We start from the raw sequence: 23,628 nt of genomic DNA on the forward strand, positions 1-23,628 counted from the left end.
CCCCCACCCTAACCGCCACCCCGGCGAAGGCCGGGGCCCAGTCGGGGAACGACACTGATCGGGGACAACGCACGTGCCTCCCCGCCATCCCGACCCCGTTCCGGCCGTCACGGTCGAGACGCATCCTCACCCATCCGCTCCTCCTCACCCTGCTCCTAACCCCCGCCACCGCCGCATCCGCCCAGGACACCCCCGCCGATCTCGTCGACCCGTTCGTCGGAACGCTCGCCGATTTCGGCCAGCTCACCCCCGCCGCGGTCGCGCCGTTCGGCATGGTCCAGCTCGGCCCCGACACCAGCCCCGCCAACCACGCCGGCTATGATCATGCGGCCACCACGTTGCTCGGCTTCTCGCACACGCGCGGCGTCGGCGTCGGCTGCGGCGGTGCAGGCGGCGACCTGATGATCGCGCTACGCTATGCCGGCAGCGACGGTGCTCCCGCAAAAGTCGAAAAGACCAGCGAACGCGCCCGCGCCGGCACCTACAGCGTCCGCTACGACGGCGGCATCCTTGCCGAGACGACCGCGACGCGCGGCGGTGGCGTGCTGCGCTTCACCGTGCCGCGCGCGGGCACGCTCGACCTGCGGATCGACCCGCGGCGTAGCTATGCCAAACGGCTGTCGGCCAACTGGGCACGCCTCGACAGCGACGATTTGCGTGCCGATCTCGTCGCGGGCACCGTCTGCGACCAGGGCGCCTATCGGCTCCACACCGCCAGCCGGATCCGGGTCAACGGCCGCCTCGTGCATCGCCGGCTAAGTGTCGGCACAGGCGATCTGGCGACGCTCCGCCTCGTCGCCCGCGCGGGGGACCGGATCGAGATCCGCACCGGCCTGTCGAGCGTCGACGGCGGCGGCGCCGCGCTGACCCGCGACACCGAACTGGGCGACCGGCCGTTCGCGACCATCGCCGCGGCGACCCGGTCCGACTGGAACCGCGTGCTCGGGCGGGTCGTGCCGACCGGTCCGCGCGACCGCCGCGCGCTGTTCTACACCTCGCTCTACCGGGTCATGCAGACCCCGGTCGCGATCGACGATCCGGACGGCCGTCACCGCGACAAGACCGGCCGCATCGCCGTCTCCCCCAAGGGCCGGACACGCTATGCCAGCTGGTCTCTCTGGGACAATTACCGCACGCAGATGCCGCTGCTGGCGCTTCTCCAGCCCGACCGCAGCGCCGACATCGCCGCCTCGCTGGTCGCGCTATACGCCGGCGGCAAGCCGCAATGGTCGACCCGCAACGAACCGTTCCTGACGGTGCGCACCGAACATGCCGGGATCGCGCTGCTCGATATGCATCGCAAGGGGATCGCGTTCGACACGGACGCGGCGCTCGCCGGCATGGTCGCGGACAGCGCCACGCTCAAGCGCGGCACTCCCGACGAACAGATCGAGGCCGCCTATGACGACTGGGCGACCGCCGAACTCGCACGCGATCTCGGCCGCACCGATCTCGCCGCGCGCTTCACCGCCAAGGCGCTGTCCTACCGCCCGATGTGGCGATCGGTGTTCCAGTCGCCCGGCGCGGACGGCGACGTCGTCAAGGCGCGCGGGCTATATCAGGGCACCTTGTGGCAATATCGCTGGGCACCGGTCTTCGATCTCGGCTGGATCACCCAGACGGTCGGGCGCGCGCGGCTGCTGGGCGAACTCCAGACCTTCTTCGGGCAGGGCCTGTTCAACATGACGAACGAGCCCGACATCCACGTCCCCTGGATGTTCGCCGCGCTGGGCGATCCCCGACCGACCGCGGATCTCGTCCGGACCATCCTGACCCGGCCGATCGCGCATCCCTATACCAACAGCGGCAAGCTGGCGGTGCCGTTCGTCGGGCCCAGCTTCGCGCTGGCGCCGCAGGGATTCGCCGACGGGATGGACGATGACGCGGGCGGCATGACCGCCTGGTACATCTTCGCATCGCTCGGGCTCTATCCGCTGGTACCGGGTGAGCCCTGGTACGTCCCGACGACCCCCGCGTTCGAACGGGTCCGTCTCGATCTCGGCAAGGGGCGCGTGCTTTTGATCCGCCGCGACGGCCCAGCGGACGGCGTGGTGCAACGGGTGACGCTGGACGGACGCACGCTGTCCACGACGCGGATCGATCATGCCGATCTGGTGCGTGGCGGTACGCTGGTCGTCACCACACAGACGCCGCCCACGCAAAATGTCCCGCAACTGCAAGACAGCCGCGCTAGGGTCGCGGTCGATGGCATGCTCCACCCCCGATAACGCCGCCGCCGCGCCGCCTGCCACGGCGCGGATGCTCGGCTATGCGAGCGGGAATTTCGGCAAGAACCTGCTCGCGTCGACGATGGACGTCTTCCTGATGTTCACGCTGACCGAATATTGGGGGATATCGCCGCTCGCCGCCGGGATGATCGTGATGCTCGGGCTGGTCTGGGACGGGCTGTGCAACCCGCTGCTCGGGCGCATCCTCGACCGCGCAACCGACCGCGCGGGGCTCTACCGCCGCCTCCTCGTCCTCGCCGCCCCTGTCGTCACCATCCCCTTCACCATCCTCTTCCTCCTCCCCATCCCCCAGCCCGCCTTCACAATTCCCTGGGCGATCAGCCTCGTACTGGTTTTCCGCACCGCCTATGCGACCTGCGATGTCGCGCATAATACGTTGATGATGCGGATGACGGGGCCGCAGGGTGCTGCAACGATGCTCTCCGCCTTGCGGTACATGTTCAGCTGCCTCGGCGCGCTGGCGGTCGCCGGCTCCGCCCCCGCCTTTGTCGACCCCGCGCTCGCGGGCGGTCATCGCCTCATCGTCACCACGGCCTGTGCCGCCCTCGCCTATGTCGCGACGCTGTGGCTGGCCGCCGCATCGGGGCCGGCCGCCACCCCGCGCCTCCCGCGAACCCCATCCATCCCGCAAACGCCGCTCCGGGTCTGGATCCTCGGCAATCGTCCGTTCTGTGCGCTGCTGGTGTTCGGTTTCGCGCAGGCGCTGACGCTGCCGGTCTTTGCGCGATCCTTCGCCTATATCGGCAAGGGGGTGATCCACGACCCCGACTGGACCGCACGCGCGCTCACGACACTTGCGCTGTCACAACTCGTCATGCTTCCGGTCTGGGTCAGGGCGAGCCGTTGTGCCAGCCAGCACGGCATGCTTGCGGTCGCGCTGATCCTCGTCGCGGTCGGATCGGCGGTGTTCGCGACGGGGCCGCGCGGCATGATGGCGGGGATCGCGCTGTTCGGTGCGGGCAATGCCGGCGTGCAGATGATGATCTGGGCGCTGCTCGCCGACGCGATCGATCACGGCGAGCGCCGGACCGGCGTCCGGCTCGAGGCGGTGCCGGTCGCGCTCCTGCTCCTGACGCTGAAGCTGGGCGGCGGGATCGGCGGTGCGCTGTTCGGTCAGGCCCTCGCCTTGGCCGGCTGGACCGGCACCGCCCCGCTCGGCGAGACCGGCGGCGGACACCTGCTGGCCATGGCGTGGGCGATGCCGGTGGCGGGGGCGGTCATCGGCATCGCGATCTTGTGTTGCAGATCCGTACCGGTGCGGAACGTTCCTTCATCCTTGCAGCGCGCAGCCTGCCCAAGAGCGTGAGCAGATCCCGCGCCGGATAGCGGCCGGCCCCGTTGTCATACATCGCCCGGCACGTCAGTATATCGAACCATGCCGCGCATTTCGCGGTCGCTATCTCCGGCGCTTCCCCGCGCTCTCCGACGCCTTTCCGCGGGCCGCTCCTTACAGTTGCTGAAACAAAGTGTTGGACGGCAGATACTGTGGAGAATAATAGACAGTATACAGCCTGGCATGCGGACCCGGCGCTTGGTCGAGAGGAGCAGGATTATGAAATCAGCATCCACGATTCGGTTTGGACATCTGGCACTTTGCGTCGCGTTCTCGGCGACGGCGCTCAGCGCCTGCTCGAAAAAGGCGGCCGAGGAGCCCGCCGCGGGCGAAACCGCTGCCGCCGCGCCGGAAGCCGCTACCGCAAACGCTGCGGCTCCGGCTGAGACTGCCGCGCCGGCGGCGACCGCATCCGCGGCCGCTCCGGCTCCCGATAATGTTGATACGCTCAGCGGCGTCAAATTTGCCGGCTATACGGGCGATGCCGCCAAGGGGAAGACCGCGTTCATCACCTGCCAGACCTGTCACGCGGTCGAGGCCGGCGTGAACAAGATCGGCCCCTCGCTGCATGAGGTGGTCGGCCGCGCCGCGGGAACGGTTGCTGGCTACACCTATTCCGCCGCCAACAAGAATAGCGGGATCACCTGGACGCCCGAAAAGCTGTTCCAATATCTGGAAAAGCCGCAACGCGTCGTTCCGGGTACCAAGATGGCGTTCCCGGGCATCCCCGATCCGCAGAAACGCGCCGACGTGATCGCCTATCTGCAAGCCGGCGGCTGAGCCGAACCGCCGCCCCTGCCCCACCGGTCCCGCTCCTGCCTGTTGCGGGACCGGGCGGGATCGGTCGCAGCTTCGCTTGACCGCATGACCATGGCCCGGTCGCCGCAGAGCAGGGTGTGAAACGCCAAGCCCGGTCCTCCACCCTGGCATGATCGACATTCAGCCTCGCGCCGTCCTTGCCAGATCGGCGAGATGGACCGGGAGCGAGACGATGAGCGGCACCGCGACCCAAGGCCAATCCAGCCCGGTCAGCGCGGCGCGCAGCGCGAACAGCATCAGCATGCCCGGCGCCAGCCGGAGTGCCGCGGTCGCGATGCTCCACCCCTGCCGTCGCAGCCAGAGAAGTTCGAGGGCGATTATCCCCAGCACGATGTCGACCGCGTGCCCGCTGGCGAACAGCCAGGTCAGGGAAAGGGTCCGTTGAGCTGGACGATCGCCAGATTGAGGTAACCCGCGAAGCCCACCCACAGCAGATAGGGCAGCAACAGCGCTGCCGCAGACCGCGAATGCCGGGCCAAGACGACGATCAGCAGCAGGATCGACAGCCAGAGCACGATTATCTCCGCGACCGCCCAGTCGGGCCGCTGCAGGCGGAAGAAGACGAGGCTCCACAGGATGTTGAGAAACCCGTTTCCCGCAAACAGGCCGAGCAGCCATTCGCGCTCGCGCCACCCCGCAATCGCCCGCCACCCCGTGACGCCCGCCAGGGCCGTACAGCTGTAGATCGCGGTCCAGGCCAGCCCATAGGCGGCGTCGGGCGGTGCCCAATGTGGCTTGAGCAGACTGCCATACCAGGATCCGGTGTCGATGATCGTCGCGCCCACCAGCGCCACCAGAGTCGCGAGCAATGCCGCGATGCAGACCGGGAAGATCCAGACCCTATCCATCGCGCATCAACTCGCGGTCTGCAGCAGATGCCGCATGTCCTTGGCGAAGATCCGCGCATAGGCGAGCGGCCGTGCATAGATCAGCCGCTTGTTCATATAGGCGTGCCAGGTCAGATGCTGGACGTCGCGGTCGGCGCACATCGCCACGAAGCGTTCGCGGCGGCGATCGTCGCGGTACCAGAAATGCTGCATGATCGCGAGGATGCGGAACACCAGCCCATGCGCGCGCATGAAGCGCCGCCGCGCCGCGCCGAGCGCCCTGGGGTCTCCGCTGGCGAGGAAGGTATCGACCGCCTCGGCAGCGAACCGCGCGGACAGCATCGCGTAATAGAGCCCCTCGCCCGAGGCCGGCGCGACCGCCCCCGCGGCATCGCCGATCACCAGCACGTCGCGGCCATTATCCCATCGCCGCAACGGGCGGAGCGGGATCGGCGCACCCTCGCGACGCAGCGTCACGCACGATTCGAGCCCGAGCCGCACGCGCAACCGGCTGGTCGCGTCGCGCAGGCCATGCCCCTTGTGCGCGCTGCCGACGCCGATGCTCGCGGTGTCGCCGTGCGGGAACAGCCAGCCGTAGAAATCGGGCGAAAATTCGGCCTGATAGAAGACGTCGCACCGGGTGCGGTCGAACGCCGCGGTGCCGGGTTGCGGCGTACGGATCACCTCGTGATAGGCGAAGACGCACGGGTTGCGCACCGCATCGTCGAACACCGCCTCGGCGACGCGCGACCGGGCGCCGTCCGCACCGATCACGCACCGCGCGCGGACGCGATGATCGCCCTCGCCATCGGTATAGCGGACCTGTGCGCCACCATCGCCGTCGCGGACGATCGCCTCGAACCGCCCGGTGCGCCGCTCAGCGCCCTGTTTGGCAGCGCGGTCGCGCAGCCACTCGTCGAACGTGTCGCGGTCGACCATGCCGACATAGCCGCCCGCGCCGCTCGGATCGACCGGCATGTCGACCGCACGCCGCGACGGCGCGATCATCCGCGCGGTTCGCGCCCGCCCGACGATCAGATGATCGGGAATCGCGAAATCACGGATCAGCCGCGGCGGGATGGCGCCGCCGCACGGCTTGATCCGGCCCGCGCGATCGAGCAGCAGCACCGATCGCCCCGCCTGCGCCAGTTCGGCAGCGGCGGTCGCCCCGGCCGGACCGCCGCCGACGACGACGCAGTCATAGGTCGTCATGCCGCCGCCGCGCGCGCGCGCGACTGGCGTCATGTCCTGCCGGCGACCAGGCCTGCGCATCGCCAGCGCTGCGGCAACGACGAAGACCAGCGCCTCGACCAGGAAGACCAGGGTGAAGACGGTGGCGGGAGAGTCGATCCGGCTCCGCCCGAGATCGACGCCCGTCGCGCCGAGCAGCCCGCCAAGCCCGAAGGCGATCGCCTGCGCCGCGCCCCACACGCCCATGCGGAGTCCCGCCTGCTCCCGCCCCTCTGCCTGCCCGCTTCCCGCCAGCGCGATCATCGCGCCGATCGCCGCGACCGCAAAGACGCCATTGGCCAGCCCGAGCAGCGCGACATTGGCGGTCAGCGGCCAGCCCGGCCCGATCCGCGCCGCCAGCGCGAGCCCCGCCAGCGCCGCCGCCGACCCGAGACACCCGCCACCGATCCACCAGCGCAGCCGGCGCGTCTCGCCGCCTACACCGCGCCCGCCGCCAAACGCCCCGCCGCCGACCCCCGCGACGATCATCCCGACGAGCACACCCCCGTGCTGCACCCCCGACAACTGCGTCGAGGCACCCGGCGCGAGCCCGAACACCAGCCCGGCGAACGGCTCGAGAATCAGGTCCTGCATCGCATAGGCCAGCATCGAGACGAAGACGAAGAGCGTGAAGCGGCGCGCCTCGCCATCGTCCCAGATCGTCCGCAACGCCGTCGTCAGGTTAGCCGATCGCTCCCCTCGCCGGGACGCGTCGACCGGCATGGCGAGCGCCCTGGACGGTGCACCCCTCTCAACACCGAGAAGCGCCACCACCGCGAGCGCGAACGCGCACCCCGCAACGCCGGCCGCGACCCGGGTCAGCCGCGCTGCGGAAAAGGGTTCGAGCAGCGCACCGGCCACTCCCGCCGTCACCGCGATCCCCGCGACCATCATGATCCAGGTGATCGCCGCCGCCGCCGCGCGCCGTTCGGCCGCGACTCGCGTCGCGAGCAACGCCAGCAGCGACGTACCCGCCGCGCCGACGCCCACGCCGATCATCGCAAACGCGGCAATCGCCAGCGCCAGCCCCCCGGGCGCGCGTGCGGCGAGCAGCGGCAGCGCGCCGACCGCGAGCAAGGCGCCGAGCGCGAGCACCGCCATGCCCCCTATGATCCAGGGTGTCCGCCGCGCACCGCGATCCGAACCATGCCCCCAGACCGGTCGCGACAGCTGGACCGCATAATGCCAGGCGACCAGACCGGCGGGGAGCGCCGCGGGCAGCGCATATTCGACCACCATCACGCGGTTGAGCAGCGAGGTCGCCAGCATCACGATCGCGCCGATCGCGCTCTGCACCAGCCCGAGCCGCACGATACCGAGCCAGCCGAGCGGGACCGCGCTCACAACCCCGCCACCCCGCCGAGCCCGAACGCCGACGCCAGCATCCCGAGGACATAGAGCGTCGTGCCGGTCGCATTATACCACGGCGTGTTCTTGAGCGGATCGCGCAGCAGCCGCACCATCAGCGCCAATTGCCCCACCAGCAACGCCGCGACCAGCAGCCCGATCAGCCCGTGCCCCCACAAAGCCAGCAGGCCGATCACCGCGACCTGCGGGACCGCCATGACGATACAGGCCAGCCGGGCGGCGCGATCCACCCCCAGCACGACCGGCAGCGAGCGCAACCCCATCATCCGGTCGCCCTCGACCGCCTTGAAGTCGTTGAGCGTCATGATGCCGTGTGCGCCGGCGGTGTAGAGGCCGAGTATGACCAGCACCGCAATGTCGGGCCAGCCGCCCGTCATCGCCGCCGCACCGGTAAACCAGGTCAGCCCCTCATAGGTCAACGCGACCACCGCGGGCCCCCAGATCCCGCTCGCCTTGAACCGAAATGGCGGCGCGCTATAGGCCCAGGCGCAGGCCAGCGCGACGCCGGTCGCCGCGAACACCAGCGGCCCCATCGCCGCCCCGACCGCCGCCGAGATCAGGCTGCCCGCGATCGCGATCCACACGCCCCAACTGCCGGCGATCCGCCCCGACGGGATCGGCCGCAGCGGCTCGTTGATCGCATCGACATGGCGGTCGAACCAGTCATTGGCTGCCTGGCTCGTCCCGCAGACCAGCGGCCCCGTCAGCAGGACACCCCCGACAAGAAACGGCCAGCGATCGCCCAGCGGAACGCCCGACGACACGACCCCGCACAGGAACGCCCAGATCGGTGGAAACCAGGTGACTGGCTTGAGCAGTTCCAGCACGTCGCGAGCCGCGGGCGGCGGCATCGCGACACGGGAAGCGGACAGGCGATCCATGTCGCAAAGCTAGGATCAGACACCCTTATCTGTCAACACATGTTGACACCAATGCCGATGACACTCGCGCGCTCAGCCGTCGCCCGACACGAGATTGCCGAGGCCGTGGCGATGAAGCTTCGAATAGAGGCTTTGCCGACTCACGCCGAGCACCTCCGCCGCGGATGCGCGATTGTCCGACGTATAGGCCAGCGCCGCCTCGATGCAGAGACGCTCGATCAGATCGGTGCTCTCGCGCACGATCTCCTTGAGCGACATGCGCCCCACCAGCTCGGTCAGCTGCTCGACCGATCGCGGCGTGTCGTGCGCGACCAGCGGCACCTGGCGCAGGCGGCGTCCGACATGGCGGATCGTGAAGCCGAAACACTCGCTGCCACCCATCGGCGCGACCACGCCGGACACCTCGATCTCGGCCTGCGCACCCGCCGCGCCGCGCAGGATCGTCGCGACGTTGCGGACCGAACCATGTTCACGCAACTGCGCGACGATCAGCTCGAGATCGATGCCCGGCCGACCCAGCCACGCGCCCAGCCGCGCGCCGATCAGCCGCTCGATCGACGGCATTTCGGTCAGCTCGACAAAGGCGGCGTTCGCGGTCAGCACCACCAAGTCGCGATCGACCAGCACGAACGAATCGGGCATGCGCTCGACCACGTCGCCGAGCGTGGCCTCGTGCCGGCGCGCACCGACGACCGGCTCGACCGCCTCGATCCGGACGATCAGCGACGGGCTGCGCGCCTGACGGAACAGCTTCGCGTCGATCCGCACGTCGACCGCGCGATCGTTCAGCCGCAGCGCAACCGGTGCGACATCGTCCGCCGCCTCCGCCGCGCCGAGATGCGCGACCAGGTCGTCGCGATCATGCGGGTCGACGATCGTGCTGACCGGTGCCCCGACCAGCGTATCGGCGGCGGCATCGAGCAGCCGCAGCGCCGCCGGATTCGCCTCGCGGATGCGGCGCGAGCCCGCGTCGACGACCAGGATCGCATCGGACGCCATGTCGAACAGCATCCGGTATCGCGTCTCGGCCTGGCGCAGGCGGATATAGTCGCGCTCCAGCGCCTGTTGCGTCTGCAGCAGCCGCTGCTGCGTCGCCGCCGCACCGCGCAGGTCGCGACCGATCGCGACGAGCCGATCGGGAGTGCCGAGCGACATCACCAGATAGCGGACCGGTACGTCGCCACCCGCCGCGGGATGCGTCACCTGTCGCCAGCGCGCGGGTTCGGGGCGGCCCGCCGCCGCGAGCATCTCCGCCGCCTTGGGACGGCTTTCGACCGTCATCGTGTCCATCCAGCGTTCGCCAACCCAGCCGGCAAAGCCGTGATTGGCAAGATCACCTTGCGACACCGCCACGTCGAGGATTTGCCCATCGGCGGCAAGGATGAAGGCGACGTCGCCGACGGCCGCGAGCAGCGAGGCGGCCACGCGCGCGCTCAGGGCCCCGGGCGCGGCGTCGGGGCGGGCGAAGGCCAGATGCGGGGAAGAGGCGATAGTCTTGTCCATCGACGAGCGTCGCGCTCCAATCTGCAGCAATCAATTACACGCCGTGGTCCCCCATGCGCTTTCGCGGAGAAGATCGCCGGCCATTTTCAGCGCGAGTTTCGCATCGGACGCGGTACCATCGGCGCCGACTTTGGTGGCGAGATCCGGGTCTGCATTGAAAATCGCACCGCCGACCATGATGCAGACACGAGGATTTCGCGAAACCCTTCGCAACGCAGCAATGATCGAAGCAAGTCCGGCGATATGGCAGTCGCAACTGATCGTCAATCCGATGATATCGAACCAATCCGCCGTCGCGGCATCCAGCAACACGGGCGTTTCCGCGTCGTTGATCCGGTCCGTCAGCCAGCCGCCATGCCGAAAGACCTCGTCGAGGACGATCGTCCCGAAGCTGTGATGATCGCCCTGCAGCGACGCGAATAATGCTCGATGCCGGTCGCCCGGATCTGTCCGGATGTTCGGCATGCGACCGGCAATCTCGTGCACGACTTCCTGCAGCCGCCACAACCCCATCGTCACATCGACGAAATCGCAGCGATCATCATCCCAATATTCACCGAGCAGGCGCGCGGCGGGTGCGAGCAGATCGACCATGACCGTCTCGACCGAGACACCGCGGTCGAGGATCGTCTCGATATGCGCAAGCAGGCGGTCGGCATCGACCTGCATCACCAGCGGCGCGAAGATGCCCACCTCGACGCTGTCGATCGGGCCATCCGTCCCGATCTCGGCAGAGGGCATCGCCGTACTGGCATGCGCCGCCATCAGCCGCGGAATGATTTCGCATTCGATCAGCGCAGACAAAGGGCGATCATAGTCCCCGTCATCGCGACGCGGCCCCGGACCAAGATCTCGGCGGCCATCGCTCCAGTCCCGACGTGCGAACGACCCGGTGCTCCACCGGAAACCGCGCGAATAGTGAGTAACCGCTGCCATTACCGGCTCTCCCCAGCCTGGTCGACACGCCAACAACTACAGACCGGGACCTGCATTTGGCAGATTAGCGGCGACTCGCAGCATATCCCACTTGCAATTGACTGACAACCGGACGGTTTTGCTGCACCGCACAACCTGTTCCGTATTATGGACGTCCAAATAACTTGACACTTTTTAAGGGGCGGGCGTAAGGTCCAATCGGAACTTGGGCAGGCGGGGCGCGATGCGAGCGAACGACCTTTCTCCGGCAGATCGGCAGGGCGGCACGGCCGTCCCGGGCGCCCGCCGGGCAGCCGCCCCGCTCTACACGCCGGACCAGCGCGAGCGCCGCGACTCGTCGGCCTGGACGCTGGTCCAGGGGGTGCTCGCCCCGATCCAGTTCCTGATCTTCCTCGTCAGTCTGACGCTGGTCCTGCGCTATCTGGCGACGGGCGATGGCGTGGTCGCCGCGACGATATCGATCATGGTCAAGACGGGCGCGCTCTACGCGATCATGATCACCGGCGCGATCTGGGAGAAGCAGGTGTTCGGCCGATGGCTGTTCGCCCCCGCCTTCTTCTGGGAGGACGTCGTGAGCATGCTCGTGCTCGCGCTGCACACCGCCTATCTCGTCGCGCTTGCCCGCGACTTCGGCAGCGAGGCGGGACGCATGTGGCTCGCGCTCGCGGCCTATGCGAGCTACGTCGTCAATGCCGCGCAGTTCCTGATCAAGCTGCGGGCCGCGCGGTTGCAGCGCGCACCGGCAGGCCTGGTCGCGTCATGACCGCCCCGCTTTCCACCCCGCTGCCAACCGCCCCCCTGGCAACCGCGCAGCATCTTGGCCGAACCGGATGCGACGCCGCGCCCGTGCTGCGCGAACGCGGCCAGCGCGAGGTGTTCTGCGGGCTCACCGGGATCATCTGGCTGCACCGCAAGATTCAGGACGCGTTCTTCCTCGTCGTCGGCTCGCGGACCTGCGCGCATCTGCTGCAATCGGCGGCAGGCGTGATGGTCTTTGCCGAGCCGCGCTTCGCCACCGCGATCATCGAGGAGCGCGATCTCGCGGGGATGGCGGACTGCAATGACGAGCTCGACCGCATCGTCGACCAGATGCTGCTGCGCCGGCCCGACATAAAGCTGCTGTTCCTCGTCGGCTCCTGCCCGTCGGAGGTGATCAAGCTCGACCTGTCGCGCGCCGCGGCCCGGCTGTCGGTCAAGCATGGCGGGACGACCCGGATCCTCAACTATTCGGGCAGCGGGATCGAGACGACCTTCACCGAGGGGGAGGATGCCTGCCTCGCGGCGCTGGTCCCCGGCCTCGCCGCTGACGCATCCCCCGCGCCGAGCCTGATGATCGTCGGCGCGCTGCCCGATGTCGTCGAGGACCAGTTCCTCCGGCTGTTCGACGCGCTCGGCATCGGCCCCGTCCATACGCTGCCCGCGCGCCGCGCCGGCGCGATGCCGCCGGTCGGCCCCAACACGCGCTTCCTGCTCGCCCAGCCGTTTCTCGGGGAGACGGCGCGCGCACTCGAGGATCGCGGCGCGACCCGACTCGACGCGCTGTTCCCGTTCGGTGCCGAGGGCACGACCGACTGGCTGCACGCCGCCGCCCTGGCGTTCGGCGTCGACGCGATGCAGTTCCGGCGCACGATCGCGCCCGGCCGCGAACGCGCCAAGCGCGCGCTCGCGCATGCACGCCCGCTGCTCGAGGGGCGGCGGATCAGCTTCCTCCCCGATTCCCAGCTCGAAATCCCGCTCGCGCGCTTTCTCGCGACCGAGCTCGGCATGGTCCCGGTCGAGGTCGGCACGCCCTATCTTCACCGCCGCCATCTCGCGCGCGAACTCGCACTGCTCCCCGCCGCGACGCGGCTGAGCGAGGGGCAGGATGTCGATCGTCAGCTCGACCGCGTCCGCGCGGACCGCCCCGACCTCACCGTCTGCGGCCTCGGTCTTGCCAACCCGCTCGAGGCCGAGGGGCTGACGACGAAATGGGCGATCGAGCTGGTCTTCTCGCCCGTCCACGGCTTCGACCAGGCGGGCGACCTCGCCGACCTCTTTGCGCGACCGCTGCGGCGGCGTGACCTGCTGAGGGTGTGATGCAGCTGACCGTCTGGACCTATGAGGGACCACCCCATGTCGGCGCGATGCGGATCGCGACCGCGATGGAGGACGTGCATTATGTCCTCCACGCGCCGCAGGGCGACACCTATGCCGACCTGCTGTTCACGATGATCGAGCGGCGCGGCAAGCGCCCGCCGGTGACCTACACGACCTTCCAGGCGCGCGATCTCGGCAAGGATACCGCGGCCTTGTTCCAGACCGCGGCGCGCGATGCCTATGCGCGCTTCACGCCGGGCGCGATGCTGGTCGGCGCCTCGTGCACCGCCGAACTGATCCAGGACGACCCCGCCGGGCTGGTCGCGGCGATGGACCTGCCCTGCCCGGTCGTGGCGCTCGAGCTCCCCAGCTATCAGCGCAAGGAGAATTGGGGCGCAGCCGAGACCTTCTACCAGCTGGTCCGGACCCTCGCGGCCAGTCCCGCGCCCGACCGGGCAAACGCGCGCCCAACCGCCAACATCCTCGGCCCGACCGCGCTCGGCTTCCGGCACCGCGACGATGTGATCGAAGTCCGCCGCATCCTCGATGCGCTAGGCATCGCGGTGAACGTCGTGGCGCCGCTCGGCGCGACCACCGCGGACATCGCCCGGCTGCCCGAGGCCGATTTCAACATCTGCCTCTATCCCGAGATCGCCGACACCGCCTGCCGCTGGCTCGCGCGCGAACACGGCCAGCCCGTCGTCACCACCGTGCCGATCGGCCACGGCGCGACGCGCGATTTCATCGCCGAGCTGGCGGCGCTGACCGGGATCGATCCGACGGGCGCGTGCGACCTCGGCCACCTGCCCTGGTGGAGTCGCTCGGTCGACTCGACCTATCTGACGGGCAAGCGCGTCTTCATCTTCGGCGATGCGACGCATGCGATCGCCGCCGCCCGCGTCGCGCGCGACGAACTCGGGTTCGAGGTCGTCGGGCTCGGCTGCTACAACCGCGAATTCGCGCGCGACCTGCGCGCCGCCGCGGCGCTCTACGGCGTCACGCCGCTGATCACCGACGATTATCTGATCGTCGAGGAGGCGATCCAGGCGCTGCAGCCCGAACTGGTGCTCGGCACGCAGATGGAACGGCATATCGCCAAGCGGCTCCGGATCCCCTGTGCGGTGATCTCGGCCCCCGTCCATGTCCAGGATTTCCCCGCACGCTATTCGCCGCAAATGGGGTTCGAGGGCGCGAACGTGCTGTTCGACACCTGGGTCCATCCGCTCGTGATGGGGCTGGAGGAGCATCTGCTGACGATGTTCCGCGACGATTTCGAGTTCAGCGACATGGCCGGCGCGAGCCATCTTGCGCCCCTCCCGGTGGCGCCCGAGACAGCGCCGCAGCCGGTATCGCCCGAGGTCGCATCCCGCCCAGCCCCCGAAGCCGGGGCCGCGCGTGTCTGGTCCGCCGATGCCGAGCGCGAGCTGCTCAAGATCCCTTTCTTCGTCCGCGGCAAGGCGCGTCGCAACACCGAACGGTTCGCCGCCGAGCGCGACGTCGCAACGATCACGATCGACACGCTCTATGATGCGAAGGCCCATTATGCCCGATAGCGCCATCCGCCGCCCGGTCCCGCTGCATGTCGTGATCGTCACGCTCGACAACCATCTGTCGGGCGCTGCCGAACGCGCAGCCGCGCGGTTCGCCGCGGACGATAGCGGGATCACGATCGGCTTCCACGCCGCGGCCGACTGGGATCGCGGCACCGGGTCGCTCGATCGCTGCATCGCCGATATCGGCCGCGCCGACATCGTCATCGCGACGATGCTGTTCCTCGACGACCATATCCGCGCGGTCCTCCCCGCGCTGACCGCGCGCCGCGAGGCCTGCGCCGCGATGGTCGGGCTGATGTCGGGCAGCGAGATCGTCCGGCTGACTAGGCTCGGCGACTATCGCATGGACAAGCCCGCCAGCGGTCCGCTCGCGCTGCTCAAGCGGCTGCGCGGATCCGCCAAGCCCGGCGCCTCGTCGGGCGCGGGACAGATGCGGATGCTGCGCCGGCTGCCCAAGATCCTGCGGTTCATCCCCGGCACCGCGCAGGACGTCCGCGCCTATTTCCTGACGCTACAATATTGGCTGGCGGGCAGCGACGACAATGTCGTCGGGATGATCCAGGCGCTTGCCGGCCGCTATGCGGGCCATGCGGCCCGCGCCGCCGCGCCGCACGACTATCCCGAGGTCGGCGTCTATCACCCCGCGATCCCGGGCCGGATCGCCGACCGGGCGGACGCGCTGCCCGGGGTGGGAGGCTCGCGCGGCACGGTCGGGGTGCTGATGCTGCGCTCCTATCTGCTCGGTCGTGACACCGGTCATTATGACGGCGCGATCGCCGCATTCGAGGCGCGCGGGCTGCGCGTGATCCCCGCCTTTGCCAGCGGGCTCGACTCGCGCCCCGCGATCGAGCGCTTCTTCATGCGCGACGGCGTGCCGATCGTCGATGCGGTCGTCTCCCTCACCGGGTTCAGCCTCGTCGGCGGCCCCGCCTATAACGATGCCGAGGCGGCGGAGGCGATCCTGGCGACGCTCGACGTGCCCTATGTCGCGGCGCATCCGCTCGAATTCCAGTCGCTCCAGCAATGGGGCGCGGGGCGTCAGGGGCTGTTGCCGCTCGAGGCGACGATGATGGTGGCGATCCCCGAACTCGACGGTGCGGTCGTCCCGAGCGTGTTCGGTGGGCGTGCCGACGGATCGGGCGCCTGCACCGGGTGCGCACGCCGCTGCACCTTCACCGAATCCGGGCTGACGCGCGAGATGCGCTCCTGCCCCGACCGCGCCGAGGCGCTCGCGGGTAAGGTCGCGCGGCTGGTCGACCTGCGCCGGTCCGAACGGCGCGCGCGCAGGCTCGCGGTCGTGCTCTTCAACTTCCCGCCCAATGCCGGCGGGACGGGCACCGCGGCGCATCTCGCCGTCTGGGAGTCGCTCCACGCGACACTCACGGCACTCGCGGGGGCGGGCTATGCGGTGGAGGTTCCCGCCGATGTCGACGCGCTGCGCGAGGCGGTGCTCCACGGCAATGCCGCGCGCTACGGTGCCGATGCCAATGTCCATGCCCGCATCCCCGCCGACGACCATGTCCGGCGCGAGCCGCATCTGGCCGCGATCGAGGCGCAATGGGGCCCCGCCCCCGGCCGCCAGCAAAGCGACGGCGCGTCGATCCACGTCCTGGGCGCGCAGTTCGGGCAGGTGTTCGTCGGGATCCAGCCCGCTTTCGGCTATGAGGGCGATCCGATGCGGCTGCTGTTCGAGGGCCGCTTCACCCCCACCCACGCGTTCAGCGCCTTCTACCGCTGGCTGCGCGAGGATTTCGCCGCGGATGCGGTCCTGCATTTCGGCACGCACGGCGCGCTCGAATTCATGCCGGGCAAGCAGGCGGGGCTGAGCGGCGACTGCTGGCCCGAACGGCTGATCAGCGACCTGCCCAACCTCTATCTCTATGCCGCGAACAATCCGTCCGAAGGGCTGATCGCCAAGCGCCGCTCGGGCGCGACGCTGATCAGCTATCTGACGCCGCCGCTCGCGGAAGCGGGGCTTTACAAGGGGATGACCGAGCTCAAGGCGCTGCTCGAGCGGTGGCGCTCGTCGCCGTCGCAGGCGGAGCGCGACCTGCTCGATCCGATGATCGTCGCTTCGGCGGCTGCGCTCGATCTCGACGCGCGCGACCTCGATGCCTTGTCGGCCAATCTCTACGAAGTCGAACGCGAGCTGATCCCCTACGGCCTGCATGTGCTCGGCGAGCCGCTGCCCGAGGCGATGCGCGCGCAGATGATCGCCGCGGGCGCCGATCCGTCGCTTTCATCCGACAATCCCGAACTCGGTGCGCTGATCCATGCGCTCGATGCGGGGTTCGTCCGCCCGGCGCCGGGCGGCGACGTGCTGCGCAATCCCAAGGCTCTGCCGACCGGGCGCAATATTCACGGCTTCGATCCGTTCCGGATCCCCGGGAGCTTCGCGATGGCGCAGGGCGTCGCACAGGCCGACGAGGTGATCGCGCGTCACACCGCGAGCGGCGCGGCCTTCCCCGAGACGCTGGCCATGGTGCTCTGGGGCACGGACAACCTCAAATCGGAGGGGACTCAGATCGCGCAGGTACTCGCGCTGATCGGCGCACGCCCGCGGTTCGACGGCTATGGCCGGCTCGCGGGTGCCGAACTGATCGCGCTCGACGATCTCGGTCGCCCCAGGATCGACGTGATCGTCACGCTGTCGGGCATCTTCCGCGACCTGCTGCCGCTCCAGACGCGGATGATCGCGGAGGCCGCATGGCTCGCCGCGACCGCGGACGAACCGCTCGACCGCAACGCGGTGCGCCGTCACGCGCTGGCCTACGCCGAGCGGACCGGCTGCGATCTCGAAACCGCGGCGCTGCGCGTCTTTTCCAATGCGGAGGGCGCCTATGGCGCGAACGTCAACCTGCTGATCGACGATGGCGCGTGGAGCGATCCCGACGAGATCGCCGAGGTGTTCGAACGGCAAAAGGGCTATGCCTATGGCCGCACCGGCACCCCCGCGCGCCAGGCCGATCTGTTCAAGGCCGCGCTCGCGGGCGTCGACCTCGCCTATCAGAATCTCGACTCGGTCGAACTCGGCGTCACCGACATTGACCATTATGTCGATGCGCTGGGCGGGATCAGCCGCTCGATCACGCGCGCGCGCGGCAGCGCGGCCCCGGTCTATATCGTCGATGCGACGCAGGGCGCGACCAAGGTCCGGACGCTGTCCGAACAGGTCGAGCTCGAGACACGGACGCGGATGCTCAATCCGCTCTGGTACGAAGCGATGCTCAAGCACGGCTTCGAGGGCGTCCGCAATATCGAGGCGCACGTCACCAACACGCTCGGCTGGTCGGCGACGACCGGAGACGTCAGCCCATGGGTCTATCAGCGGATCAGCGAGACCTATGTGCTCGACGACGCGATGCGCGAACGGCTGGCGACGCTGAACCCCAAGGCGTCGGCGCGCGTCGCCAACCGCCTGATCGAGGCGAGCGACCGGCATTTCTGGTCACCCGACGCAGCAACACTGGCCGCGCTCCACGCGGCGAGCGACGACCTCGAGGATCGCCTCGAGGGTATCACCGCGGTCGCGGCATAAGGACGATATCATGGCCCTGCTCGATCCCCCTACCCGCCCCGTTGCAACCCGGCCCGATGGCGCGGGCAGCGTCCAGGTCCGGCTCGATCCCGCCGACCGGATCGGCTCCGCGAAGGTGTTCGCAATCTACGGCAAGGGCGGGATCGGCAAATCGACGACCTCGTCCAACCTGTCCGCGGCGTTCTCGCTGCTCGGCAAACGCGTGCTGCAGATCGGCTGCGACCCGAAGCACGACAGCACCTTCACGCTGACCAAGAAGCTCATGCCGACGGTGATCGACGTGCTCGAGACCGTCGAGTTCCACGCCGAGGAACTCCGGCCCGAGGATTACATGTTCGAAGGCTATAACGGCGTGATGTGCGTCGAGGCAGGGGGGCCGCCCGCGGGCACCGGATGCGGCGGCTATGTCGTCGGCCAGACCGTCAAGCTGCTGAAACAGCATCATCTGCTCGAGGAAACCGATGTCGTGCTGTTCGACGTGCTCGGCGATGTCGTGTGCGGCGGATTCGCCGCTCCGCTGCAGCATGCCGAGCGCGCGGTGGTGGTCGCGTCGAACGACTTCGACAGCATCTTCGCGATGAACCGCATCGCCGCCGCAATCCAGGCCAAGGCGAAGAATTACGAGGTGCGGATGGCGGGCGTCATCGCCAACCGGTCCGCCGCGACCGACGAGATCGACCGCTACAATGCCGCCACCGGGCTGAAGCGCCTCGCGCATTTCCCCGATCTCGATGCGATCCGGCGCAGCCGCCTCAAGAAATGCACTTTGTTCGAAATGGAGCAGACGCCCGAGGTCGCGGCCGCGTGCGACGAATATAAGCGCCTCGCTGCGTTGCTTTGGTCGGGTTGCAATGCGCTCGATGCCCGGCCGATGAAGGATCGCGACATCTTCGAATTTCTGGGGTTCGAATGATGGCCAGCATGGTTCCCCCCACCGCCCTCCCCACCGACTATGCCGCGCGGCGCAACCGGCTCGAAACCTATTTCGATCGCACCGCATCGCAGACCTGGGCGCGGCTGACGTCCGACGCGCCGGTCAGCGGCATTCGCGCCACGGTCCGCGCCGGCCGCAACCGGATGCGCGAGACGCTGCTGTCGTGGCTGCCCGCGGACATGACCGGACTGCGGCTGCTCGACGCGGGCTGCGGCACGGGCGCGCTGGCGGTCGAGGCGGCGCGGCGCGGCGCTTCGGTGGTCGCGATCGATCTCGCCGCCAGCCTCGTCGAGGTCGCACGCGACCGGTCGCCGGCCGGGCTCGCGATCGACTGGCGCGTCGGCGACATGCGCGACCCTGCGCTCGGCATCTTCGATCATGTCGTCGCGATGGATTCGCTGATCCATTACCGCAGCACCGACCTCGTCGACCTCGTCGAGACGTTGACCCGGCGCACACGCGGTTCGATGCTGTTCACCTTCGCGCCCTCGACCCGACCGCTGGTCGTGATGCACGCGATCGGCACGCTCTTTCCCCGTGCAGACCGAGCGCCGGCGATCGAGCCCGTCCGCGAACGCATCCTGCGCGCGCAGCTGCAGGCGAGTGTCGGCCATGCGCGGATCGGCCGCGACGCGCGCGTCGCCAGCGGCTTCTACACCAGCCACGCGCTGGAGATGGTCGCCGCATGAACCGGCTGGTCGCCTTGAAGACCGGCGCATTCTGGGCGCGGCTCGGCACCCGCTTCCTGCCGTTCGCCGACGCCGCGACCGACGATCTGCCGCTCGGGCGTCTGCTGCGGCTGTCGCTGTTCCAGCTGTCGGTCGGGATGACCGCGGTGCTGCTGACGGGCACGCTCAACCGGGTCATGATCGTCGAGCTCGGCATGTCGACCAGCCTCGTCGCGGCGATGGTCTCGCTCCCGCTGCTGTTCGCGCCGCTGCGCGCGCTGATCGGGTTCCGCTCGGATCATCATGCCTCGCTGCTCGGATGGAAGCGCGTGCCCTATCTGTGGTTCGGCACGCTCTTGCAGTTCGGCGGCTTGGCGATCCTGCCCTTCGCGCTGCTGGTCATGACCGGCGGCGGCACGGGCCCCGCGAACTTCGGGCAGATCGGCGCGGCGCTCGGTTTCCTGATGGTCGGCGCGGGGATGCACACCACGCAGACCGCGGGGCTGGCGCTCGCAACCGATCTCGCCCCCGACGATGCGCGGCCGCGTGTCGTTGCGCTGCTCTACGTCATGCTGGTCCTCGGCATGATGGTCAGCGCGATCGTGATCGGCCGGCTGCTTGCCGATTTCACCCCGACCAAGCTGGTCCAGCTGATCCAGGGCGCAGCGATGCTGACCGTCGTCCTCAATCTGGTCGCGATGTGGAAACAGGAAGCGCGGGGGCCTCGCCCGGTCGTGCCCCGGCCCGATCGCCAGAACTTCGGCGCGATCTGGGCGATCTTCATCGCCCGCCCGCGCACGCTGCGGCTGCTCGTCGCGGTCGGTCTGGGTGCGGCTGCGTTCAGCATGCAGGACGTGCTGCTCGAACCCTATGGCGGGCAGGTGCTCGGCATGACGGTCGGTGCGACCACCGCGCTGACCGCGCTTTGGGCGCTCGGCATGCTGGGCGGGTTCGCACTCGCCGCCAGACGCCTCGGCGAGGGCGACGATCCGCATCAGCTGGCGGGCTTTGGCGGCGTTCTCGGCGTCACCGCGTTCCTGTGCGTGATCTTCGCCGGCGCGCTGTCGTCGGTCGCGTTGCTCGGCACCGGCGCGGCGCTGATCGGCTTTGGCGGCGGACTGTTCTCGGTGGGTACGCTGACCGCCGCGATGGCGATCGCCGACGCGGGGCCACTCGACGGACGCACCGGGCTCGCGCTGGGGGCCTGGGGCGCGGTGCAGGCGAGCAGCGCCGGGGTCGCGATCGCACTCGGTGCAGTACTGCGCGACCTCGTCTCGGCGGCAGCGATGGCGGGGGCGTACGGCCCGACGCTGGCGACCCGGGTCACCGGCTATGCCGCGGTCTACGGCGTCGAAATTCTCCTGTTGCTCGGCACGCTCGTCGCGCTCGGCCCGCTCGTGCGCGGCCGGGGCGCCATCGTCGACGCGGTCGACGAGCGGCCGGTGCCGCGTTTCGGTCTCAGCGAATTTCCGGTCTGAAGGGACGATCATGAACCCGCATCTGACATCCGGCATCGACGTCGCGCTCCTGGTCCTCTGGGCGTTCGCCTTGTTCTTCCTCGTGCTCGTCTTCTATCTGCGCCGCGAGGATCGACGCGAGGGCTATCCGCTCGAGGACGAACTGACCGGCCGGCTCGATACGGTCGGCGGGCCGCTGCATACCGCCTCGACCAAGTCGTTCCTGCTGCCCTTCGGTCGCGGCCGCGTCACGGCGCCGACCCAAGGGCGCGAACCCGTCGACATCGCCGCGAGGCGCACCGACCGGTTCGCGGGCGCCCCCTATGCGCCGACCGGCAACCCGCTCGTCGACGGCATCGGTCCCGCCGCCTGGGCCGAGCGCGCGCGGCATCCCGATCTCGACATGGAGGGGCATCCGCGGATCGTCCCGCTCAGCGTGGCGTCGGACTATGCGGTCGCGGTCGGCGATCCCGACCTGCTCGGCTGGCCGATGCTGGGCGCGGATGGCGTGGTCGCGGGGACGATCGAGGATCTGTGGATCGACCGGGCCGACCGGCTGATCCGCTACATGCAGGTGTCGGTCGGTGACCGCGCGGTGCTCGCGCCGATGATGATGGCCAATGTCGATCGCCGCCGCCGCCGCGTCGTCATCGACGCGCTGCTCGCCAGCCAGTTCGCGGACGTGCCGCCGATCGAGGCCGCCGACCGGATCACCCTGTACGAGGAGGAGCGGGTCCAGGCCTATTTCGGCGGCGGCTATCTCTATGCCACGCCCGCACGTCAGGAGCCGCTGCTGTGACCGAGCATGACGTCGAACCGATCCCCGGCCTTCCGGGGGTGCCACCGCCCGGTGAGCGGATCCTGTGGCAGGGATCACCCGACTGGCGGGTGCTCGCGCGCACCGCCTTCCACACCCGGCTGGTCGCGGCCTATTTCGCGGCGCTGACGCTGTGGGCGCTGGCGGAGGCCGGACGGCAGGGGATCGACGGTCCGCGGGACCTCGTCGGAGCGGCGATGACCGCGATCGTCGGGCTGCTGGGGGTCGCGCTGCTCCACCTGCTCGCCTGGGGCGCGGCGCGGACGACGCTCTATACGCTGACCACCCGGCGCGTGGTGCTGCGGATCGGCATGGCGCTGCCCAAATGCATCAACCTGCCGCTGACGCTGATCGGCGCGGTCGATCTCGCGGAGCGCGCCGACGGGACCGGCGATATGCCGCTGACGGTCACCGGCCGCTACAAGCTCGGCTATCTCGCCTTGTGGCCGCACGCCCGGCCCTGGCGGATCGTCACGCCCCGGCCGATGCTGCGTGCGGTGCCCGAGGCGGCGACCGTCGCCGCGCTGATCGCCCGGACCTGCCTGACGGTGCACCCGACCGGGCAGTTGGCGGCTTCCGAGACAACCCAAAATGCTCCTGTCGACAGCGTCTTCGCCAAGGCGCAGGCGGCATGAGCGGCACGCATCGCCATCCGGACCTCGTCCCGCGCACCACGCTCATCGGTGCCGGCGCGTTGCTGGCCTTCACGCTCGCGGCGACGAGCATCGTCCGGATCGCGAACATCGCCCCGGCGGCCTCGCCCGTGCTGATGCGCGAACAGGCCAGGATCGCCCCCGTCGCGTCGCGCGACCTGCGCTTCGTCGACCGCGCCGATGGCTCGGTGGTGATCGGCAATGCGCGCGGCGGGACCGTGGCGGTGATCGCGGCGGGGCAGAAGACGGGATTCGTCCGCGGCGTGATGCGCGGGTTGGCGCGCGACCGGCGCGCGCGCGGGATCAACGACCGCCCCCCCTTCACGCTGACGCTCTGGCGCGACGGCGAATTGTCGCTGACCGACACCGCGACGGGCCGGACGATCGAACTCAGCGCCTTCGGCCCGACCAACCGCGCGACCTTTGCCGCGCTGTTGCCGGCACAGGCGCCCGGGACATGACGCTGCTGCGGTCCACCCGGTTCGACACGCCCTGCCGCGTCGAGATCGAGCATAGCGACGCGTTCCTTTGCGCGCATGTCGTGCTGGCGGGCGATGTCGCGATCGGGCCCGGCGACCGCGTCCGCGTGCACGGCGCACCGATCCGGGTCGGGTTCGGCGAGCGCTGCGTCGTCGACCGGATCGCGACGGTCGAACGCGCGGGTCTGGCCGGGCGGCTGTGGACGCAGTTCGCCGGCCATTTCGCGATGACGGAATTATACGAGGTCAGCTTTTCGGATCGGACGATAGCATGAACAGGATCACCACCCTCGCCCCCGCGCCACTC

At 69.4% G+C, this 23,628-nt stretch carries 20 protein-coding genes; 14 read left to right on the forward strand and 6 right to left on the reverse strand.

The features are described 5' to 3' along the window. From GV027_RS17940 to GV027_RS17950, 3 genes are all read left to right on the forward strand, one after another. The coding region (locus GV027_RS17940) for a glycoside hydrolase domain-containing protein (protein ID WP_328799507.1) at positions 1-2,228 on the forward strand (2,228 nt) is incomplete at its 5' end. Beyond that, positions 2,206-3,555 (forward strand): MFS transporter, encoded by a 1,350-nt coding sequence (locus GV027_RS17945; RefSeq protein ID WP_159513031.1) that lies wholly within the window; start codon positions 2,206-2,208, stop codon positions 3,553-3,555. The genes GV027_RS17940 and GV027_RS17945, both read left to right, overlap by 23 nt. 246 nt (positions 3,556-3,801) lie before the next feature. After that, positions 3,802-4,362 (forward strand): c-type cytochrome, encoded by a 561-nt coding sequence (locus GV027_RS17950; RefSeq protein ID WP_159513032.1) that lies wholly within the window; start codon positions 3,802-3,804, stop codon positions 4,360-4,362. A gap of 159 nt (positions 4,363-4,521) precedes the next feature. Here GV027_RS17950 and GV027_RS17955 read toward each other — a convergent pair whose 3' ends face one another. The 6 genes from GV027_RS17955 to GV027_RS17985 form a co-directional block, all read right to left on the reverse strand. Further along, entirely contained in the window at positions 4,522-4,731 is a 210-nt protein-coding gene (locus tag GV027_RS17955; protein WP_236559363.1) for a hypothetical protein, read from the reverse strand. Between the two features lie 35 nt (positions 4,732-4,766). Beyond that, positions 4,767-5,249: a TspO/MBR family protein gene (locus GV027_RS17960; RefSeq protein ID WP_201302698.1), complete on the reverse strand. Its 483-nt coding sequence runs from the start codon at positions 5,247-5,249 to the stop codon at positions 4,767-4,769. Between the two features lie 6 nt (positions 5,250-5,255). Beyond that, positions 5,256-7,802, reverse strand: coding sequence for a geranylgeranyl diphosphate reductase (locus GV027_RS21840; RefSeq protein WP_328799508.1), 2,547 nt, complete (start codon positions 7,800-7,802; stop codon positions 5,256-5,258). Continuing rightward, on the reverse strand, positions 7,799-8,707 hold the full coding sequence (chlG, locus tag GV027_RS17975; protein ID WP_159513033.1) for a chlorophyll synthase ChlG: 909 nt from the start codon (positions 8,705-8,707) through the stop codon (positions 7,799-7,801). Before chlG ends, GV027_RS21840 begins: the two co-directional genes overlap by 4 nt. Positions 8,708-8,779: 72 nt before the next feature. Beyond that, on the reverse strand, positions 8,780-10,210 hold the full coding sequence (gene ppsR, locus GV027_RS17980; protein WP_107045001.1) for a transcriptional regulator PpsR: 1,431 nt from the start codon (positions 10,208-10,210) through the stop codon (positions 8,780-8,782). A gap of 30 nt (positions 10,211-10,240) precedes the next feature. After that, on the reverse strand, positions 10,241-11,146 hold the full coding sequence (locus tag GV027_RS17985) for a cobalamin B12-binding domain-containing protein (protein ID WP_159513034.1): 906 nt from the start codon (positions 11,144-11,146) through the stop codon (positions 10,241-10,243). A 223-nt stretch (positions 11,147-11,369) separates the two neighbouring features. On the opposite strand from GV027_RS17985, the gene bchF reads away from it, so the two are divergent. Genes bchF through GV027_RS18040 form a run of 11 tightly spaced genes read left to right on the forward strand, consistent with a single transcriptional unit; the run spans position 11,370 to position 23,596 of the window. Continuing rightward, on the forward strand, positions 11,370-11,909 hold the full coding sequence (gene bchF, locus GV027_RS17990) for a 2-vinyl bacteriochlorophyllide hydratase (RefSeq protein WP_159513035.1): 540 nt from the start codon (positions 11,370-11,372) through the stop codon (positions 11,907-11,909). Next, the gene (locus tag GV027_RS17995) at positions 11,906-13,222 is read left to right on the forward strand and encodes a ferredoxin:protochlorophyllide reductase (ATP-dependent) subunit N (RefSeq protein WP_159513036.1); all 1,317 of its coding nucleotides are present in this window, start codon (positions 11,906-11,908) and stop codon (positions 13,220-13,222) included. Before bchF ends, GV027_RS17995 begins: the two co-directional genes overlap by 4 nt. Further along, positions 13,222-14,775: a ferredoxin:protochlorophyllide reductase (ATP-dependent) subunit B gene (bchB, locus tag GV027_RS18000; protein WP_159513037.1), complete on the forward strand. Its 1,554-nt coding sequence runs from the start codon at positions 13,222-13,224 to the stop codon at positions 14,773-14,775. The genes GV027_RS17995 and bchB overlap by 1 nt, the downstream gene beginning before the upstream one ends. Further along, on the forward strand, positions 14,765-18,313 hold the full coding sequence (locus GV027_RS18005; RefSeq protein WP_159513038.1) for a magnesium chelatase subunit H: 3,549 nt from the start codon (positions 14,765-14,767) through the stop codon (positions 18,311-18,313). Before bchB ends, GV027_RS18005 begins: the two co-directional genes overlap by 11 nt. A 10-nt stretch (positions 18,314-18,323) precedes the next feature. Beyond that, positions 18,324-19,226 (forward strand): ferredoxin:protochlorophyllide reductase (ATP-dependent) iron-sulfur ATP-binding protein, encoded by a 903-nt coding sequence (gene bchL / locus GV027_RS18010; RefSeq protein WP_159513039.1) that lies wholly within the window; start codon positions 18,324-18,326, stop codon positions 19,224-19,226. Then, positions 19,226-19,936 (forward strand): magnesium protoporphyrin IX methyltransferase, encoded by a 711-nt coding sequence (bchM, locus tag GV027_RS18015; protein ID WP_443029562.1) that lies wholly within the window; start codon positions 19,226-19,228, stop codon positions 19,934-19,936. Before bchL ends, bchM begins: the two co-directional genes overlap by 1 nt. Continuing rightward, positions 19,933-21,393, forward strand: coding sequence for a BCD family MFS transporter (locus GV027_RS18020; protein WP_159513041.1), 1,461 nt, complete (start codon positions 19,933-19,935; stop codon positions 21,391-21,393). Before bchM ends, GV027_RS18020 begins: the two co-directional genes overlap by 4 nt. A 10-nt stretch (positions 21,394-21,403) precedes the next feature. Beyond that, positions 21,404-22,171 carry a photosynthetic reaction center subunit H gene (gene puhA, locus GV027_RS18025; protein ID WP_159513042.1) on the forward strand — a complete coding sequence of 256 codons (768 nt, stop codon included), beginning with the start codon at positions 21,404-21,406 and terminating at the stop codon, positions 22,169-22,171. Continuing rightward, positions 22,168-22,824 carry a photosynthetic complex putative assembly protein PuhB gene (gene puhB / locus GV027_RS18030; RefSeq protein WP_159513043.1) on the forward strand — a complete coding sequence of 219 codons (657 nt, stop codon included), beginning with the start codon at positions 22,168-22,170 and terminating at the stop codon, positions 22,822-22,824. Before puhA ends, puhB begins: the two co-directional genes overlap by 4 nt. Next, positions 22,821-23,303, forward strand: a complete 483-nt coding sequence (gene puhC, locus GV027_RS18035) for a photosynthetic complex assembly protein PuhC (RefSeq protein WP_159513044.1) — start codon at positions 22,821-22,823, stop codon at positions 23,301-23,303. The genes puhB and puhC overlap by 4 nt, the downstream gene beginning before the upstream one ends. Next, positions 23,300-23,596: a hypothetical protein gene (locus GV027_RS18040; protein ID WP_031439820.1), complete on the forward strand. Its 297-nt coding sequence runs from the start codon at positions 23,300-23,302 to the stop codon at positions 23,594-23,596. Before puhC ends, GV027_RS18040 begins: the two co-directional genes overlap by 4 nt. Positions 23,597-23,628: the final 32 nt, after the last annotated feature.

This window comes from Sphingomonas sp. T1, from assembly GCF_902506585.1.
Classification (GTDB): Bacteria; Pseudomonadota; Alphaproteobacteria; order Sphingomonadales; family Sphingomonadaceae; genus Sphingomonas; species Sphingomonas aerolata.